The organism is Pseudoalteromonas sp. TAE79, assembly GCF_000498015.1.
Taxonomy (GTDB): domain Bacteria; phylum Pseudomonadota; class Gammaproteobacteria; order Enterobacterales; family Alteromonadaceae; genus Pseudoalteromonas.
Map to the genome: position 1 here is coordinate 25,396 of NZ_AUTL01000128.1, position 18,325 is coordinate 43,720.

13 protein-coding genes are annotated in these 18,325 nt (G+C 39.7%); 10 read left to right on the forward strand and 3 right to left on the reverse strand.

Annotated elements, in window-relative coordinates:
- The first annotated feature begins 1 nt into the window (after nucleotide 1).
- The 7 genes from dnaN (at nucleotide 2) to L655_RS0108625 (ending at nucleotide 9,965) form a co-directional block, all read left to right on the forward strand.
- Entirely contained in the window at nucleotides 2–1,105 is a 1,104-nt protein-coding gene (gene dnaN / locus L655_RS0108595; RefSeq protein WP_024604764.1) for a DNA polymerase III subunit beta, read from the forward strand.
- Nucleotides 1,106–1,120: 15 nt separating this feature from the next.
- Complete coding sequence (gene recF, locus L655_RS0108600) at nucleotides 1,121–2,215, forward strand: DNA replication/repair protein RecF (RefSeq protein ID WP_024604765.1); 1,095 nt, start codon at nucleotides 1,121–1,123, stop codon at nucleotides 2,213–2,215.
- Nucleotides 2,216–2,227: 12 nt separating this feature from the next.
- Nucleotides 2,228–4,654: a DNA topoisomerase (ATP-hydrolyzing) subunit B gene (gyrB, locus tag L655_RS0108605; protein ID WP_024604766.1), complete on the forward strand. Its 2,427-nt coding sequence runs from the start codon at nucleotides 2,228–2,230 to the stop codon at nucleotides 4,652–4,654.
- Nucleotides 4,655–4,789: 135 nt separating this feature from the next.
- Nucleotides 4,790–5,692: a glycine--tRNA ligase subunit alpha gene (glyQ, locus tag L655_RS0108610; protein ID WP_007584197.1), complete on the forward strand. Its 903-nt coding sequence runs from the start codon at nucleotides 4,790–4,792 to the stop codon at nucleotides 5,690–5,692.
- Between the two features lie 2 nt (nucleotides 5,693–5,694).
- Nucleotides 5,695–7,764 (forward strand): glycine--tRNA ligase subunit beta, encoded by a 2,070-nt coding sequence (gene glyS / locus L655_RS0108615; protein ID WP_024604767.1) that lies wholly within the window; start codon nucleotides 5,695–5,697, stop codon nucleotides 7,762–7,764.
- Nucleotides 7,765–7,839: 75 nt separating this feature from the next.
- Nucleotides 7,840–8,289, forward strand: a complete 450-nt coding sequence (locus L655_RS0108620) for a hypothetical protein (protein ID WP_024604768.1) — start codon at nucleotides 7,840–7,842, stop codon at nucleotides 8,287–8,289.
- Nucleotides 8,290–8,342: 53 nt separating this feature from the next.
- The gene (locus tag L655_RS0108625) at nucleotides 8,343–9,965 is read left to right on the forward strand and encodes a P-loop NTPase fold protein (RefSeq protein ID WP_024604769.1); all 1,623 of its coding nucleotides are present in this window, start codon (nucleotides 8,343–8,345) and stop codon (nucleotides 9,963–9,965) included.
- A 19-nt stretch (nucleotides 9,966–9,984) separates the two neighbouring features.
- Here the strand turns inward: L655_RS0108625 and tusA are convergent, their stop codons facing one another.
- From tusA to fadB, 3 genes are all read right to left on the reverse strand, one after another.
- Nucleotides 9,985–10,224 (reverse strand): sulfurtransferase TusA, encoded by a 240-nt coding sequence (tusA, locus tag L655_RS0108630; RefSeq protein ID WP_007377644.1) that lies wholly within the window; start codon nucleotides 10,222–10,224, stop codon nucleotides 9,985–9,987.
- A gap of 277 nt (nucleotides 10,225–10,501) precedes the next feature.
- A complete protein-coding gene (fadA, locus tag L655_RS0108635; protein ID WP_024604770.1) occupies nucleotides 10,502–11,671 on the reverse strand; it encodes an acetyl-CoA C-acyltransferase FadA in 1,170 nt (389 codons plus the stop codon).
- A gap of 4 nt (nucleotides 11,672–11,675) precedes the next feature.
- Entirely contained in the window at nucleotides 11,676–13,835 is a 2,160-nt protein-coding gene (gene fadB, locus L655_RS0108640) for a fatty acid oxidation complex subunit alpha FadB (protein ID WP_024604771.1), read from the reverse strand.
- 192 nt (nucleotides 13,836–14,027) lie between these two features.
- Here fadB and L655_RS0108645 point away from each other — a divergent pair, with 192 nt between their 5' ends.
- From L655_RS0108645 to L655_RS0108655, 3 genes are all read left to right on the forward strand, one after another.
- The gene (locus tag L655_RS0108645; protein ID WP_024604772.1) at nucleotides 14,028–15,914 is read left to right on the forward strand and encodes a transglycosylase SLT domain-containing protein; all 1,887 of its coding nucleotides are present in this window, start codon (nucleotides 14,028–14,030) and stop codon (nucleotides 15,912–15,914) included.
- Between the two features lie 310 nt (nucleotides 15,915–16,224).
- A complete protein-coding gene (gene pepQ, locus L655_RS0108650; protein WP_024604773.1) occupies nucleotides 16,225–17,547 on the forward strand; it encodes a Xaa-Pro dipeptidase in 1,323 nt (440 codons plus the stop codon).
- A gap of 86 nt (nucleotides 17,548–17,633) precedes the next feature.
- A complete protein-coding gene (locus L655_RS0108655) occupies nucleotides 17,634–18,248 on the forward strand; it encodes a YigZ family protein (RefSeq protein ID WP_004335181.1) in 615 nt (204 codons plus the stop codon).
- Nucleotides 18,249–18,325: the final 77 nt, after the last annotated feature.

Below are 18,325 nucleotides of genomic sequence, written 5' to 3' on the forward strand. Positions count from 1 at the left end.
TATGCAAATAACAATATCAAGACAACAATTTTTAAAGCCATTGGTGCAAGTGTCTGGCGCAATAGAGCGCAAGCACACGTTGCCAATTTTATCTAACGTATTGTTAGTGGTAGAAAACGGACAACTTTCAATGACGGGTACTGACCTTGAAATTGAACTAGTTTCTGGTGTATTTGTAGGTGATGATATTGCCGATACAAAACTAACGTTACCCGCTAAAAAGTTACTCGATATTTGTAAAAGTCTACCTGATGGTTCAGACATTACTTTAAGCTTGCAAGAGCATCAATTACTTTTAACTAGTGGTAAAAGCCGTTTTTCATTAACGACTTTGTCTGCTGATGATTTTCCTAATTTAGAAGAGTGGGACGGAGAAGTTGAATTTCAACTTACTCGCATAGAGCTTCGTAAGTTACTCGAAAGCACGCATTTTTCAATGGCAAATCAAGACGTACGTTATTACTTAAATGGTATGTCGTTTGAAGTAGATAATACCGATATAAAAACAGTGGCGACAGATGGTCACCGTTTGGCTATAGCGCAAAAGCAATTAACGCAATCGCTTAATACTCAACGCCAACTAATTATTCCTCGCAAAGGTGTGCAAGAAATTATGCGTCTTATGGTCGCTGACGACGAACTGGTTACAATTCAGTTTGGTGCCAACCATATTCGTATCATCGATCTTGAGTTTACATTTACAAGTAAACTAGTTGATGGGCGCTTTCCTGATTACCGTCGAGTATTACCACGCGGTGGGGATAAGGTAATTACAGCTAACCGTGAATGGTTACGAAATGCGTTTCAACGAGTGTCTATTTTATCTAATGAAAAGTTTCGTGGTGTACGCTTAAACTTATCAAACGGTTTATTAAAAATTACGGCTAACAACCCAGAGCAAGAACAAGCTGAAGAAGTTGTTGAAGTAAGTTACGAAGGCGCTGACCTAGAAATTGGGTTTAACGTGTCTTACGTATTAGACGTACTAAACACACTAAAAACAGAAGACGTACTATTTACATTAGCTGACTCAAATAGCAGTGCATTAATTGAAGGTGCAGGCGATGAAGAAGCAATGTATGTTGTTATGCCTATGCGTTTATAAGATTATAAATACATAATGAGCTTAAGTCATTTGAGCCTCAAATATTTTCGTAATATTGAGGCGTTGACGCTAGAACCAGTCAATGGCGTTAATATAATTTATGGTGAAAATGGCAGCGGAAAAACCAGCCTTTTAGAGGCTATTTATTACCTTTCTCACGGCAAATCTTTTCGTACTCCAAAACATAAAAGTATTATCGCGCATCAGCATGAGCAGTTTGTAATTCACGGGCGCAAAACAATTCACGACTTATCTATTCCTATTGGCATTAGCAAAACTCAAACGGGTGAAACTAATTTAAAAATCCAAGGAAAAGCGAGCCGTAAAATATCCGAACTAGCTCAACTCATGCCAGTACAAATTATTACACCAGAGAGTTACTCCTTATTTTTTGGTGGGCCGAAAGAGCGTAGAAAGTTTTTAGATTTAGGTTTGTTCCACGTGGAACATGAGTTCTTTTTTTTGTGGCAATCATTTAATAAAGTACTCAAACAACGTAATGCTTTATTAAAAACTAAGCCAAAGAATTATTTTGACCAAATTAAGTTTTGGGACAAAGAATTTGTTAGACTGGCTGAAGAAATAAATAAATTAAGATTGGCGTATATAAGTAGGTTTAAGCAGCAATTTTTTGATAAAATGTGTGCAGAATTAACGCTTGTACGTGATTTAGAAATGACCTTTAACGCAGGCTGGAAAGAGACCGAATCTCTTGCAGATGCGTTAGAGCAAAACTTTGAGCGAGATGCTCGCCAAGGGTTTACAAGTAAAGGCCCTCATAAGGCCGATTTTAGTTTTAGTGTCGCTGGCAACAGCGTGGAGAATACATTCTCACGCGGTCAATTGAAGCTATTATTGTATGCGTTAAAAGTTACGCAAAATAGCTTAATTGAGTCAGAGACAGATAAGCAATCTATATTGCTAATAGATGATCTACCTTCAGAGTTAGGCGAAGATACAAAAGAGAAAGTGGGACAATTACTTGCTCACTGCAGTTCTCAAATTTTTATCTCTTCAATTTTGTCTGAAAGTATTTCTGCTGTGGTGGAACCCATGCAACGAGAACTACAAATGTTCCACGTGAAACATGGCAACCTAATAACAAGATAAGTGGGATTAACCATGTCTGAGAATTATGACTCGTCGAGTATTAAAGTACTTAAAGGATTAGACGCAGTAAGAAAGCGTCCTGGAATGTATATTGGGGACACCGATGATGGCACAGGCTTACACCACATGGTGTTTGAGGTCGTTGATAACTCGATCGATGAAGCCTTAGCAGGTCATTGTGATGATATTTATGTAACGATTCACTTAGACGGTTCTGTCTCAGTACGAGATAACGGTCGTGGTATTCCAACTTCTATCCATGAAGAAGAAGGCGTATCAGCAGCCGAAGTTATTATGACGGTACTTCATGCCGGTGGTAAGTTTGATGATAACTCTTATAAAGTATCAGGTGGCTTACACGGTGTTGGTGTTTCTGTTGTAAATGCACTTTCAGAAAAGCTAAAACTTACAGTTCGCCGAGAAGGTAAACTTCATGAGCAGTTTTATACTATGGGCGTTCCAGATGCACCATTAGCTGTTATTGGTGATTCAGAAACGACCGGTACAGAACTGCGTTTTTGGCCAAGTGGTGAAACATTCACAAACTTAGATTTTCATTACGAAATTTTAGCTAAGCGTTTACGCGAGCTTTCATTCCTAAATTCAGGTGTGAGCATCATTTTAAATGATGAACGTGAAGAAAATAAATCTGATCACTTTAAATACGAAGGCGGTATTCAAGCTTTCGTTGAATACTTAAACCGTAATAAAACACCTATACATAAAGGTGTATTCCATTTTACTCACGAACGTGAAGAAGATGGTATTAGCGTTGAAGTATCAATGCAGTGGAATGATGCATACCAAGAAAACATTTACTGTTTCACAAATAATATTCCACAACGTGATGGTGGTACTCACTTAGCCGGTTTTAGATCAGCGCTAACACGTACACTTAATAACTACATGGAAAAAGAAGGCTTTAACAAAAAAGCTAAAACAACCAGTAATGCTACCGGTGATGATGCCCGTGAAGGCTTAACGGCTGTTGTTAGTGTAAAAGTTCCTGATCCTAAGTTCTCATCACAAACTAAAGACAAGCTAGTTTCAAGTGAAGTTAAGTCTGCAGTTGAACAAGCAATGGCTGAAAAATTCACTGAGTTTTTATTAGAAAACCCAACTGATGCTAAAATTGTTGTAGGTAAGATTATTGATGCCTCACGTGCTCGTGAAGCGGCGCGTAAAGCCCGTGAAATGACTCGTCGTAAAGGTGCAATGGACTTAGCTGGTTTACCAGGTAAGCTGGCTGATTGCCAAGAAAAAGATCCTGCCCAATCTGAACTATATATAGTGGAAGGGGACTCTGCTGGCGGATCAGCCAAGCAGGGACGTAACCGTAAAAACCAAGCTATTCTTCCACTTAAGGGTAAAATCTTAAACGTAGAAAAAGCACGTTTTGATAAAATGTTATCTTCACAAGAAGTAGCAACACTAATTACTGCATTAGGGTGTGGTATTGGTCGTGACGAATATAATCCTGAGAAATTACGCTATCACCGTATCATCATCATGACCGATGCGGACGTGGATGGTTCTCATATTCGTACGTTACTATTAACATTCTTCTATCGTCAAATGCCTGAAATTGTAGAACGCGGCTATATTTATATTGCTCAACCACCACTTTATAAAGTGAAAAAAGGTAAGCAAGAGCGTTATATTAAAGATGACCCTGCATTAGTTGAATACTTAACGTCGCTTGCACTTAATAATGCGGCTTTATATCCAAGTGCAGATGCTTCTGCGCTAGAAGGTGAAGCGCTTGAGAAAGTCGTTCACGATTACCAAAATACAGTTAAAGTTATTGAGCGTTTAAAGCGTAAATATCCTAACACGGTAATGGAACGCTTAATCTATCAAACAGAGTTAAAAACGGATGACCTTTCTGACGAAGCGAAAGTAATTGCTTGGACAAAAGAGTTAGTTGATGATCTAGTTGAACGTGATGAAGATGCGACTATTTTCCATGCAGGTACAGAGCATGACACTGAGCGTAATATGTATTACCCGGTTGTGAATATTCGTCAGCACGGTGTTGATAAAGCGCACGTACTTCATTATGACTTTATTGCGTCACGTGACTACCAACGCATTGCTGTGACTGGTACTAACATTGCAAACATCCTAAAAGAAGGTGCTTATATTCAACGTGGTGAGAAAACAAAACCCGTTGATAACTTTGTGGATGCTTTGGAATGGTTGATCACAGAATCTAAGCGCGGGATCTACATTCAACGCTATAAAGGACTGGGTGAAATGAACCCTAGCCAGCTGTGGGAAACAACAATGGATCCTAGTGCTCGTCGTATGTTGCAAGTAACTATTGAAGATGCTGTTGGCGCGGATCAATTGTTTGCAACCTTAATGGGCGATCAAGTTGAGCCTCGTCGTGAGTTTATTGAAAATAACGCACTACGTGTAGTTAACCTAGACGTGTAAAAATATTACTTACATTGAAAAAGGAGCCTAATGGCTCCTTTTTTATTTTCTACACAAACTGCTTAAAACCTGAGTGTACACACGGTATACTAAGGGTAATTTTCACGCTACTTCTTAGATAGTAAAAAGCCAAATATGCAAAAATATGACGTAAAAACCTTTCAAGGTTTGATCCTGGCTTTACAGGATTATTGGGCGCAGCAAGGCTGTGTCATTATTCAACCACTTGATATGGAAGTGGGCGCAGGGACATTTCACCCGCAAACATTTTTAAAGTCTATTGGTCCAGAGCCAATGGCAAGTGCATACGTGCAACCGTGTCGTCGTCCTACCGATGGTCGTTACGGTGAAAACCCAAATCGCTTACAACACTACTACCAATTCCAAGTTGTTTTAAAGCCATCGCCAGATAACATCCAAGAGCTTTACTTAGGCTCTTTAGCGGCTATGGGTATCGATACGCTAACTCACGAAGTTCGCTTTGTAGAAGACAACTGGGAATCACCTACGTTAGGTGCGTGGGGCCTAGGTTGGGAAATTTGGTTAAACGGCATGGAAGTAACGCAGTTTACCTACTTTCAACAAGTTGGCGGTATTGAGTGTTCACCAGTAACAGGTGAGATTACTTACGGCCTAGAGCGTTTAGCAATGTACATTCAAGGCGTAGATAGTATTTATGACCTAGTATGGGCAGACGGTCCACTGGGGCGTGTAACCTACGGCGACGTGTTCCATCAAAATGAAGTAGAGCAGTCTACTTACAATTTTGAACACGCAAACGTAGAAGACTTATTTGCTCAGTTTGATAAATGTGAAGCAGAGAGCCAAAAGTTAATTGAAGCAAACTTACCACTACCGGCTTACGAGCAAGTAATGAAAGCATCGCATGCCTTTAACTTACTAGACGCACGACACGCTATTTCGGTAACCGAACGTCAACGTTATATTTTACGCGTTCGTGCGTTATCAAAAGCGTGTGCACAAAGTTACTATGACAAACGCGAAGCGCTTGGTTTCCCGCTGTGTAAGGATAAGTAAGCATGTCAGCACAAAATTTATTAGTAGAAATTGGCACAGAAGAGTTGCCACCAAAAGCACTGCGTAAATTAGCAGAAGCTTTTGCTGCAAACTTAACTGCAGAGCTAGAAACACTCGAATTAGCACACGAAGGCGTAAGCTGGTATGCATCGCCTCGTCGTTTAGGTTTACAAGTAAAAGCGCTTGAAGCTAAGCAACAAGACAAAGAAGTTGAAAAACGTGGTCCAGCGACTAAAGCCGCATTTGACGGTGACGGTAACCCAACAAAAGCAGCAATGGGTTGGGCGCGTGGTTGTGGTATTGAAGTAAAAGACGCACAAACACTCGAAACAGACAAAGGCGCATGGTTATTGCACATTGCTAAAGTAGCAGGGCAAGAAACCAAATCGCTAATGACAGGTGCAATTACTAAAGCGTTAGCTAAATTACCAATTCCTAAACCAATGCGTTGGGGCGCGAATAAAACACAATTTATTCGTCCTGTGCATACGGTAACTATTTTGTTTGGTGATGAGCTACTTGAAGGCGAGATCCTTGGTAAGAAAATAACTAACCAGCTTCAGGGTCATCGTTTTCATCACCCAGAAAAAATTAGCATAAACCATGCGGATGACGTTTTTGACGTACTTAAATCTGCTTACGTTATTGCCGATTACGAACAACGTAAAGTGCAAATTCGTACGCAAATAGAAGAGGCCGCAAAGGCAGTTAATGCTGTTGTTGCAATGGATGAAGATTTACTAGAAGAAGTAACATCACTTGTAGAGTGGCCAGTTACTTTAACGGCAACATTTGAAGAAGCATTTTTAGATGTACCAGCCGAAGCGTTAATTTACACCATGAAAGACGATCAAAAATATTTCCCGTTATTAGATCAAAACGGCAAACTTTTAAATAAGTTTTTGTTTGTATCTAACATAGAAAGTAAAGAGCCAAGTGTAGTTATTTCTGGTAACGAAAAAGTAGTGCGCCCGCGTTTAGCAGATGCACAGTTCTTCTTTGAAACAGATAAAAAGAAAACACTAGAAAGCCGATTAGAATCGCTTGATAGCGTATTGTTCCAAAAACAACTTGGTACGCTTAAAGATAAGTCTCAGCGTATTAGTGAGCTTGCAGGTTATATTGCTGAGCAATTAGGTGCTGATAAAGTGCTAGCACAGCGTGCAGGCTTATTAAGTAAAACTGACTTAATGACAGAAATGGTAATGGAATTTACCGACGTACAAGGTGTAATGGGAATGCATTACGCTCGCCACGACGGTGAAGCCGAAGATGTAGCCATAGCGCAAAACGAGCAGTACATGCCACGCTTTGCAGGCGACAACTTACCTACAAACTTAATTAGCTGCGCAGTAGCGATTGCTGATAAGTTTGACACGCTGGTGGGTATTTTTGGTATAGGCCAAGCACCTAAAGGTGACAAAGACCCATTTGCGCTTCGTCGTGCTGCTATTGGTGCACTTCGCATTATGGTAGAAAAAGAACTACCACTTGATATTTTAGACCTAGTAGCTAAATCGCAAACATTATTTGGCGACAAGTTAACTAACTTAAATGTATCGGCTGACGTATTTGAATTTATGCTAGGGCGCTTCCGTGCTTGGTATCAAGACGAAGGGATTGAAGTAGACGTAATTCAAGCTGTGCTTGCACGTCGTCCGACTAAACCTGTTGATTTTGATCGCCGTGTTAAGGCCGTAAGTCACTTCCGCACATTAGACGCAGCAGAAGCGCTTGCAGCTGCTAATAAGCGTGTAGGTAATATTCTGGCTAAAAACGACATTACCAGCCAAGGTAGTGTTGATGAGAGCTTATTAAGCGACGACGCTGAAAAAGTATTGGCATCACAAGTAGCAAAATTTGCCACTGACCTTGCACCACTTTATGCAGATGGAAACTACCAAGAAGCATTAAGCCAATTGGCAGGTATTCGACAAAGTGTTGATAACTTTTTTGACAACGTAATGGTTATGGCCGACGATGAAGCAGTTAAGCAAAATCGTCTTGCGCTATTAAGCCAGTTAAGCGGATTGTTTTTAGGTATTGCAGATATTTCTGTTTTACAAAAATAACACCGATTAGCAATTTTAAAAGCCAGCGTTTTGCTGGCTTTTTAGTTTTCACTGTATGCAAAGGAAACCCCATTGATGATTTCTATGAAACGAATTTTAACCTTAGCAATTGCTGGTTTACTTACTGCCTGTACAAGCCAAATTTCGATTAACGATGTATTGCCACAGCAAGAGCTAGATAAAACAATTTATCTAAGAGGCGACTTTACGCTTTGGGACGCTGAACCTCAGTATCAGTTTTCGCCAGTTGGTCCTGCGCTTTATCAAGCAGAAGTTAAATTTTCTAGCCCTGGTAAAGTGTACGAATTTAAAATAGCAGATGCCGATTTTAGCGAAGGTTATAACTGTGGTTATAGCGACGCACAACCAGAGGGGCAAAGCCTAGCACTCGGCCAGCCAGCTATCGCAGACTGTAATACTATTTATAACTACTTTAGTTTCACACCAGCAATAAAAGGCACGTACATAGTAAGTATTGACTACAGTGACTACGATAAGCCACAAGTGACGATAACTAAAAAATAGCTGTAAGCTTTAGTTGTTTGAGAGAATTGATAGATTTGTGACAAGGACGTTGTATGAAAACTAAAGAATGGAACGAAGAAATAAAAATTGATGATATTACTTATCCTGCTGATCAACTAAATAGAAAGCAAGATGCAGAACTGCTTACTAAGATCCTTGTTCGTCGCTCAAATGCGAATAGAGAGAAGCCCAATAAATCCTCTTATGTAATTAACGTAAATGCGGAATGGGGGGCAGGTAAAACTTATTTCGTAAAACGTTGGGCTGAAAACTTAAAGCATGAACATCCGGTTGTTTACATAGATGCTTGGTCGAATGATTTTATGGATTCACCTATTATTACAGTGCTTGCTGAAATACAAGAGCAACTTTTAGAAACAATCAACAAAAGCCATTTAACTCAAGCCAAAAGAAAAAGCTTTAAAAATATAGGTATATCTGTCTTACCAAAAATTTTAGCTGCATTGGTTAAGCGATATGGTGGCTTTGATATTGAAGACCTATTTGTAGACGAAAACTCTGACATAGATGATACTTCTTCATCAACACAAAATAATAAACCATTAGATTTGTCAGCAGCTATGGAAGCAATGACAACACAAGCATTTAAAGAGCATAGTGACTATAAGAAGGGGGTAAAAGAGCTAAAGGGCACCATTAAAGAGTTAGTTAAATACTCGATTGAAAAGCCAAAAGGTGGCTTGCAAGCAACAGCTCGTGATTATCCCGCATTCATTTTTATTGATGAGTTAGACCGCTGCCGCCCAACTTATGCAGTAGAAATGCTAGAAGCAATAAAGCATATTTTCGATATAGAAGGGTTAGTAATAGTTGTTTCAACACATACAGAAGAACTGCAGCACACGATAAAAGCTTTATATGGAAACGATTTTAATGCTGATAACTATTTAAGGCGTTTCTTTGATACAAAGTACCATCTAGATGTTGGGATTTCTGCCAGTTTATTAGAAGCAAATTGTGATTTTACTGTATTAGATAATCACTATCTGGAACAAAAAAGCATTTTACTGTTTCCGCTTTTATCTCAAGGTGATGATTTAAAAAAGCAGTTATCATCTCTCATTGCTGAGATCTCCAATTGGCAAAACTTAGCACCTAGATCAGCTATACAATTAACAAATAGATTACTTACAAGTATAGAATTAATAGTCGAAGAGAAAACAATAGATATTTTAGTCTTAGTGATTTTACTTTGTTTATATATGTTCAATAAACCTCAATATGACTATATGTGTTTAATCTTCGAAGATGCCCCATTTGTTGTTAACAATAGAGTTACTGATTTAAAGCTTTCAGCTAAAGAATTAGATTTATCTAGATACTTGGAAAAAATGATCAATTCTGCCAAAAGCTTAGAAGGGATCAAGCAGTCGTTTGTCTTAGGTGATTATGAGCGACAAAGACTTATGGGGCATTTTTCAGAATTTTCAAAGATGGATCTTTTTACTTATCTTTGTAGCTTACAAAAAGTATTAAATAGAGGTACCAATATAAAAAAGACTAACTACATGCACACGTTTGGCTATGATGGGAGTGGTGCTATCAGTGAATCTCAACTATTAGAAGCTCATATGACATTCTTCGGAGTAAATAGTTTGACTGCAAATGATTACTTGAACCTAATTGGCTTAACGAGTAAGTTTGCTGATAGCTGATAGCTGATAGCTGATAGCTTTACAACCCTTTCTTCACTACATATCTATACGGTGCTTCTTCTGCATCTTTAGCCACCAGCGTGTGATCCATAAACGTACAAAAACTCGGAATGTCGCGAGTTGTTGATGGGTCATCAGCAGTTATTAATAACGTTTCACCATCACTCATTTTACGAATAGCAGCACGTACCATCATTACTGGCTCTGGACAGCGAAGGCCTATGGCATCTAATTGGTGATCGGGATTATCAAAGCTCATAATAAATTGGCCTGTTTAATTAAAGTGATTGCTTAGGTATAGCAATTAATAAGTTTGGCAGTTTAACGCAATTTCAAATGTAATTTAACTATTTTACTTAATGCTTTTAGCAGTTTCAAAATGCTTTATTTAATAATACGCCCGATCACATAATTACGCTGTTACATGCTTGTTTGATAAAGGTCGTTTTCATAAATTGAAGCTAATAAAAAAGGCGAACTGAATAAAATCAGTTCGCCTTTTTAATCACCAAGATGGTTTTACATGTTTAAACTAATTAGTCTTGAACACGTTCAAATACAGTTGCAATGCCTTGGCCTAAACCAATACACATAGTTGCTAAACCGTATTGTACATTTTTGTCTTCCATTAAGTGAATAAGCGATGTGCTAATACGCGAACCCGAACAACCCAGTGGGTGACCAAGTGCGATTGCGCCGCCATTTAAATTCACTTTTTCGTCAACAACATCCATTAACCCTAAATCTTTCATTACAGGTAATGATTGTGCTGCAAAGGCTTCGTTAAGTTCTACTACGCCTAGGTCATCAATTGTAATACCGGCTTGTGCAAGTGCTTTTTTACTTGCTGGTACTGGGCCGTAACCCATAATTGATGGATCGCAACCAGCGACTGCCATTGCTTTAATACGCGCACGAATTGGTAAACCAAGTTCTTTTGCTTTTTCTTCGCTCATTACTAACATTGCAGATGCGCCGTCAGAAAGTGCAGAAGACGTACCGGCTGTTACCGTACCCGATGCAGGATTAAATACAGGGCGAAGCTTTGATAGACCTTCTACTGTTGTTTCTGGGCGAATTACTTCGTCGTCTTCAACTAAGATAAGCGAACCATCTGCATCGTGACCTTCCATTGCTAAAATTTCGCGACGGAAACGGCCTTCAACTGTGGCAGCTTGTGCACGTTGATGTGAACGGTAAGCAAATTCATCTTGCTGCTCACGGCTAATGCCATGAAGCGTTGCAAGGTATTCTGCTGTTAAGCCCATAGAGCCAGACGCTTGTGCAATTGATGTTGCTAAGCCTGGGTGAAAGTCGTTGCCGTGAGTCATAGGTACGTGACCCATGTGCTCAACACCACCAATTAGGTAAGTGTCGCCAGCGCCTGTCATTATTGCGCGTGCTGCGTCATGCAATGCTTGCATAGACGAGCCACATAAACGGTTAACCGTTACAGCAGGTACGCTGTGTGGGATACCGGCAAGTAATGCTGCGTTACGTGCTACGTTAAAGCCTTGCTCTAATGTTTGCTGTACACAACCCCAATAAATATCGTCAATTGATGCTGGATCAACTGCTGGGTTGCGATCAAGTAAGCCTTTCATTAAATGTGCGCTTAAGTCTTCAGCACGTTTATGTTTGAATACACCACTTTTAGAGCGACCCATTGGTGTGCGGATACAATCTACAATTACTGGATTATTCATGATATTAACCTTCCACCTTATAGAAAACACGACCTTCTTCGGCCCACTTGCGAGTTTGTTCAGATACTTGGTAAATCGCACCTAGGTGAGCGTATTTGTCTGCTGCTGCAACAAAGTTAGCTAAACCAGTTTGATCTAAGTAACGGAACGCGCCGCCTCTAAATGGAGGGAAACCAACACCGTAAACTAATGCCATATCTGCTTCTTGCGGCGAGGCAACAATGCCTTCTTGCAAGCACAGTAGCACTTCGTTGATCATTGGAATCATACAACGGTCGATGATTTCTTGTTTATCAAATTCTTTTGGTGCGTCTGTAATTGGGCTTAGTAGCTCAATTGCTGTCTCGTCATGAGACTTTTTAAGACGACCGCGACGATCTGTTTCGTATTTGTAAAAACCGGCTTTGTTCTTTTGACCAAAACGTTTTTCGTTGGCAAAAATAGTCACAGGGTCTTTATCAGCACGCGCCATACGCTCAGGGAAACCGTCAGCCATTACGCCAGTACAATGGAACGCTGTATCAATACCTACAACATCAAGTAGGTAAGCCGGACCCATAGGCCAGCCAAATACGTTTTCCATTACTTTATCTACTTTTGCAAAGTTAGCGCCTTCAACCACTAATTTGCTAAAACCTGCAAAGTAAGGGAATAAAACACGGTTTACAAAAAAGCCTGGGCAATCGTTAACAACAATTGGCGATTTACCTAATTTAAGCGCGTAATCAACTACTGCATTAATTGTTTTATCTGAGGTTTTTGCACCACGGATAATTTCTACTAATGGCATTTTTGGCACTGGATTGAAAAAGTGCATACCACAGAAGTTTTCTGGCTTATCTAGCGCTTGGGCTAGTAAATCAATACAAATAGTTGATGTGTTTGAAGTAAGTACAGTGCCTTCTGGCATGTTCTTTTCAAGATCAGCTAGTACTGCTTGCTTAACTTTAGGGTTTTCTACAACGGCTTCAACAATAATGTTGGCACTTTGTAGATCTGACTCGTTAAGTGTTGGCTTAATTTTGCTAAGAGTTGCCAACATTTTTTCCATTGGCATATGGCCACGCTTAACTTTTGCACCTAATAGCTTAGACGCTTCACCCATACCTAAATCAAGTGCATCTTGTTGGATGTCTTTCATTATAATAGGCGTGCCTTTATAAGCAGACTGGTATGCAATACCGCCTCCCATAATACCAGCACCTAATACAGCGGCTTGCTTAATTTCTACATCGCTGTGCTTAGCAAATTTACGTGCCTTACCTTTAATGTATTGGTCAGCTAGGAAAATACCTGTTTGTGCAGCTGCTTCTGGTGTACGTGCTAATTTAGCAAAGTTAGCGTTTTCGATTGCCATTGCTTCATCGCGAGTACAGTTTGCCGCTGCTTTAATAGTACGTACAGCCATAACCGGTGCAGGATAGTGGCCTTTGGTTTTACCCATTACCATACCTTCTGCCATAGCAAAGCTCATGCCTTGCTCAACACGGTTTAATTTAAGTGGTTGTAGTTTTACGTTGCGTTTTGCTTGCCAATCTAACTTGCCAGAAATCGCTAGCTCAAGTGTTGATACACTTGATTCTAAAAGTTTGTCAGCACTAACTACCGCGTCAAACGCACCTACTTTAAGGGCATCTGCTGCGCGATTTTCGGCGCCTGAGGTAATCCACATCATTGCGTTATCGGCGCCAATGATACGTGGTAAGCGCACTGTGCCACCAAACCCTGGCATTATGCCAAGTTTAACTTCTGGTAGGCCCATTTTAGCTGTTTCGCTTGCCACACGATAATCGGTAGCAAGTGCCCACTCACAACCACCGCCAAGTGCCATACCGTTTATAGCGCTTAGAGTGGGAAATGGTAAATCTTCGATCGCATCAAAAACGTCGGTTGCGTTTTTGATCCACACTACTAATTCTTCTTCAGGTTTAGTAAAAGTAGGTAAAAATTCGAAGATATCGGCACCAATAATAAAGTGTTCTTTATCACTGGTAAAAATCATGCCTTTAATATCAGTATTGGCGGCTAATTCTTTTAATGCTGCTGCGCAATCTGAAAGAGTTTTTTGAGATAGTGTGTTTACAGAACCTGCAACACAAAACTTAAACTCGGCGATGTTTTCCTTCAGGAAGCTAACTTCAAAGGAATCGCTTTTATATAACATTATTATTCTCCCTAGTTGACGAACTAAGACTGGTACGATGAGTTTGCATTTCAATCAGTGTGCTTGCTTTAAATTAAAAATGCAACGAAAAATTTAACTCGGTTACAATCGACTGGTTAAAATATAGCTGGTTTGGTGCTAAGGTGGTTGAAAAGTTTTTATTCACAACTTTAATTTTTATTAAAGGACATTATGAAAAAATATTTACTAAGTGTTGCGGCAGCTGCATTCATTTTTCCTCTTCATTCTGCCGAGGCAAGTAACGATAACGATGCATTTTTAGATGCCGAAAAAAAAGTAAGGTACGGCAGTTACCAAGACTTTAAACAAGCGGTTAATAACCTAAATCATCCGTTAAAACCTTATGTTGAAAAAACATATTGGCAACGTCACCCGAGTATTAAGCATCAGGCAGAGATAGAAGACTATTTAAATATATACCAGCATACGCCGCTTGAGTGGCCGGTCCGTAAAGCGTGGTTAGAGTATTTAAAAGATAACAACGAAAAGGCGGCGTATATCCGCAACTATCGTGAAACGTCTAATACGGAGCTTACTTGTACTTATTTAGATTTTCAGCTTGATTTAGGTGCTCCCGAAAAGGCAATTCTAAATCAGGTGACCGACTTATGGGCTGTAGGTAAATCGCAACCTAATGGTTGTGATAGTTTATTTTCTACGTGGCGTAAAAAAGGCTACATGAAAGAAGAAACGGTTTGGAAGCGTGTAACACTTGCTGCACAAGGCGGAACGCAAAGCTTATTACCTTATTTAAAAACTTTATTACCAAGTAAGGAGCGTTACTTAGCTGACTTATATTTAAAAGTGCGAAAAGATCCAAGCGCAGCCGCTGGATTATATAGATATAAAAACAAGTCGGCTAAAGAAGGGCAAATAGCTATTTATGGTGTTAAGCGTTTGGTTTGGCGCGATAAAGAGCTAGCTTTAAAAGCATGGGAAAAGCTAGAAAAAATATTTAAGTACAGCGATGAAGAAAAAGCGGATGTGTATTACACCTTTGCATTGTCACTTGCCTCTAGCGGGCATAAACAAGCGAGCTTTTGGCTAAATAAAGTGCCAAAAGAGCGACTAGACAGCAAGCTTATTCAATGGCAATTGGGCAATATGCTCAAAACCCAAGATTGGGAAGGGATTGCTGCATTTTTTACAGGTAAAGAAAATTTAAGTCTTGGTCAGCAATATTGGTTAGCTTATAGCTATGCACAACGTGGCGAGCAACAAAAAGCAGACGACATCTGGAAAAAAGTAGCGGCTAATCGTGATTATTACGGCTTTTTAGCCGCAGCACGTTTGGGGTTGCCCGTTGATTTAAATAATCAGCCTTTAGCAGTCGATAAGGTACTTGTAGATAAAGTGAGTAATGCACCAGGCTTTAAGCGTGCAAAAGCACTTTATGATATTGAGCGCTTTACGTCGGCGCGCCGTGAATGGAATTACTTAACGGATACCTCCAGCGATGAAGAAAAGCTGGCAGCATCACAGTTATCTACCGATTTAGGTTGGCACGACAGTACTATTTTTACTTTAGCAAAAATTAAAGCATGGGATAATGTAGAGCAACGTTTTCCGTTTGCGTTTCAAGATGTTTTTGAGCGCTACAGTAAACGTAGCAAGATAGATGTTGCTTGGAGTATTGCTATTGCAAGGCGCGAAAGCTCTTTTGCGCCAGATGCACGCTCGCATGCTAATGCGCGTGGTTTAATGCAGTTATTACCTAGTACTGCTGAGTATGTAAATAAAGGCAGTGTGACAAGTAGTCGTTTATATCAACCTAAAACAAATATTAGGTTGGGTACGAGTTACTTACAATACTTAAAAAAGAAAAACCATGGCAATGAAGTGCTGGCTACGGCTTCTTATAATGCGGGTTATCACCGTATAAAGCGTTGGTTACCTGATGACGCTATTCCGGCTGAGTTATGGGTAGAGCTTATTCCGTATCGCGAAACCCGCAATTACGTAAAAAATGTATTTGCGTACAGGCAGGTTTACCATACAAGAATGGGCCGAGAAGGTAATGTATTAGCGCCGCTACTCGAAATGAAAATGGGCGGTTGAATATATGATACCAATCGACCAATAACTTAACACGATAGGTATAGGTATTAATAAGGGGGATGTTTACATGTTAAATATCCCCCTTTTTTGAGCGCTTAGGGTAATACCAATTTTATTAAAAACATGATCATTCTAGCGTATTAAATAACTCAATAACTGCGTTAAAAATTATTTATATAGAACAACTATGTATCATAATTTTAGCCTTGTTATTAAGCTATTCTCTTATCGCTATAATAGATCATTAATTTAATGCAATTGGTATAAGTGATAGACTCATAGCAAGTTAAATTTAACAGATGGATTAACAATGGATAAATTAGCCGTTTTATACGCCGAACATATTGCAACACTGCAACAGCGTACTCGTACAATTTGTAATAGCGAAGGGTTAGAAGGATTAGTAATTCATTCAGGCCAAGCTAAGCGCCAGTTTTTAGATGATATGTATTATCCATTTAAAGTTAATCCACAGTTTAAAGCGTGGTTACCGGTTATTGACAATCCTCATTGCTGGATTGTGGTAAATGGTAACGACAAGCCAAAACTCATATTTTATCGCCCAGTAGATTTTTGGCATAAAGTGCCAGACGAGCCTCGTGATTTTTGGGCCGAGTACTTTGATATAGAGCTACTACTTCAGCCTGATCAAGTAGAAAAGCTATTACCATACGACAAAGCTAAATACGCTTACATGGGTGAATACATTGAAGTAGCGCAAGCTCTTGGTTTTAGTATTATGAACCCTGAGCCTGTACTTAACTATTTTCATTACCACCGCGCTTATAAAACGCAGTACGAACTTGAATGTTTACGCAACGCTAACCGCATTGCAGTAGATGGGCATAAAGCTGCACGCGATACATTCTTTAATGGTGGTAGCGAGTTTGATATTCAGCAAGCGTACTTAATGGCGACACGTCAAAGCGAAAATGAAATGCCGTACGGCAACATTGTTGCGCTTAACGAAAACTGCGCTATTTTGCACTACACGCACTTTGATCCAAAAGTGCCACACACCCACAACTCATTTTTAATTGATGCCGGTGCAAACTTTAATGGTTACGCTGCTGATATTACTCGTACGTATGATTTTAAAAAGCAGGGTGAGTTTGCTGAGCTTGTACAAGCGATGACAGTTCAACAAATCGAGTTAGGTAAAGGTTTAAAGCCGGGTATGCTTTATGGTGATTTACACGTTGAATGCCATAACCGTATCGCACAAATACTCAGTGACTTTAAAATTGTTAACCTACCCGCGGAGGAAATTGTTGAGCGTAAAATTACATCTACTTTCTTCCCGCATGGACTAGGACATCACCTAGGTTTACAAGTGCATGATATGGGCGGTTTTATGAGTGACGAAAAGGGCACACATCAACCATCGCCTGAAGGGCATCCGTTCTTGCGTTGTACTCGCCTGATCGAAAAAAACCAAGTGTTTACTATTGAGCCTGGTTTATACTTTATTGATTCACTGCTTGGTGATTTAGCGCAAACCGATAATAAGCAATTTATTAATTGGGAAAAGGTTGAGTCATTTAAACCATTTGGCGGTATTCGTATTGAAGATAACATTATTGTTCACGAAGATAGCTTAGAGAATATGACACGAGATTTAGCGCTCGATTAATTTCTATAAAGACGAGTTAGCGAATAAACGTTAAAATATGCATATGAACGGGGCCTTTAGGCCCCATTTTTAATTGAGCTTTTAATATGTCTGAATATAAATATCCTGCTGCTGACGTTTTTCATCAAGAAGAAATAAAAAAAAGTACGTTTATAGTCCACATTGCACACACCCCCGATTTAAATTCAGCAAAAACATTTATTAAAAGCATTGAAGAAAAGTATAGCGATGCACGCCATAACTGCTGGGCACATGTGGCAGGCAACCCCGGTGGCAGCCATGTTTATGGTTTTTCGGACGATGGTGAACCAAATGGCACTGCAGGAAAGCCTATGTTAAATGTGCTGGTGGGTTCGGGCCTTGGCGAAATCACTGCCGTGGTGACACGTTATTTTGGCGGCATAAAATTAGGCACCGGCGGGCTAGTACGTGCTTATGGTGGCTCATTAAATAATGCATTAGTAAAATTGCAAACGGTGCTTAAAGTTCCCAGCGTTGAAATTACTGGGAGTAGCGAGTACAGCATGCAAGGCGCGATTGAGCAGTTATTAAAAACAAAGTATCAAGTGCTTAATATTGATAAGCAATTTACTGCTAATATTGAGTGGGTGATTACAATCGATAGCCGTGAAGCTCAGCAAGCAATCAAAGATATTTTTGATTTAAGTCACGGCGCAGTTGAGTTAACTATTAAAGAGTAATAACCTACACAAATTGCATATAATGCATACTGACCCTATTTAATTTGGTTGATACTACTCAGCCTGAATTTACTAAT

Coding starts and splice junctions, on each gene's coding strand:
- L655_RS0108655 (WP_004335181.1), top strand. CDS start 17,634: ATGTCTGAATATAAATATCCTGCTGCTGACGTTTTTCATCAAGAAGAA.
- gyrB (WP_024604766.1), top strand. CDS start 2,228: ATGTCTGAGAATTATGACTCGTCGAGTATTAAAGTACTTAAAGGATTA.
- dnaN (WP_024604764.1), top strand. CDS start 2: ATGCAAATAACAATATCAAGACAACAATTTTTAAAGCCATTGGTGCAA.
- recF (WP_024604765.1), top strand. CDS start 1,121: ATGAGCTTAAGTCATTTGAGCCTCAAATATTTTCGTAATATTGAGGCG.
- L655_RS0108625 (WP_024604769.1), top strand. CDS start 8,343: ATGAAAACTAAAGAATGGAACGAAGAAATAAAAATTGATGATATTACT.
- L655_RS0108645 (WP_024604772.1), top strand. CDS start 14,028: ATGAAAAAATATTTACTAAGTGTTGCGGCAGCTGCATTCATTTTTCCT.
- fadB (WP_024604771.1), bottom strand. CDS start 13,835: ATGTTATATAAAAGCGATTCCTTTGAAGTTAGCTTCCTGAAGGAAAAC.
- glyQ (WP_007584197.1), top strand. CDS start 4,790: ATGCAAAAATATGACGTAAAAACCTTTCAAGGTTTGATCCTGGCTTTA.
- glyS (WP_024604767.1), top strand. CDS start 5,695: ATGTCAGCACAAAATTTATTAGTAGAAATTGGCACAGAAGAGTTGCCA.
- tusA (WP_007377644.1), bottom strand. CDS start 10,224: ATGAGCTTTGATAATCCCGATCACCAATTAGATGCCATAGGCCTTCGC.
- pepQ (WP_024604773.1), top strand. CDS start 16,225: ATGGATAAATTAGCCGTTTTATACGCCGAACATATTGCAACACTGCAA.
- fadA (WP_024604770.1), bottom strand. CDS start 11,671: ATGAATAATCCAGTAATTGTAGATTGTATCCGCACACCAATGGGTCGC.
- L655_RS0108620 (WP_024604768.1), top strand. CDS start 7,840: ATGATTTCTATGAAACGAATTTTAACCTTAGCAATTGCTGGTTTACTT.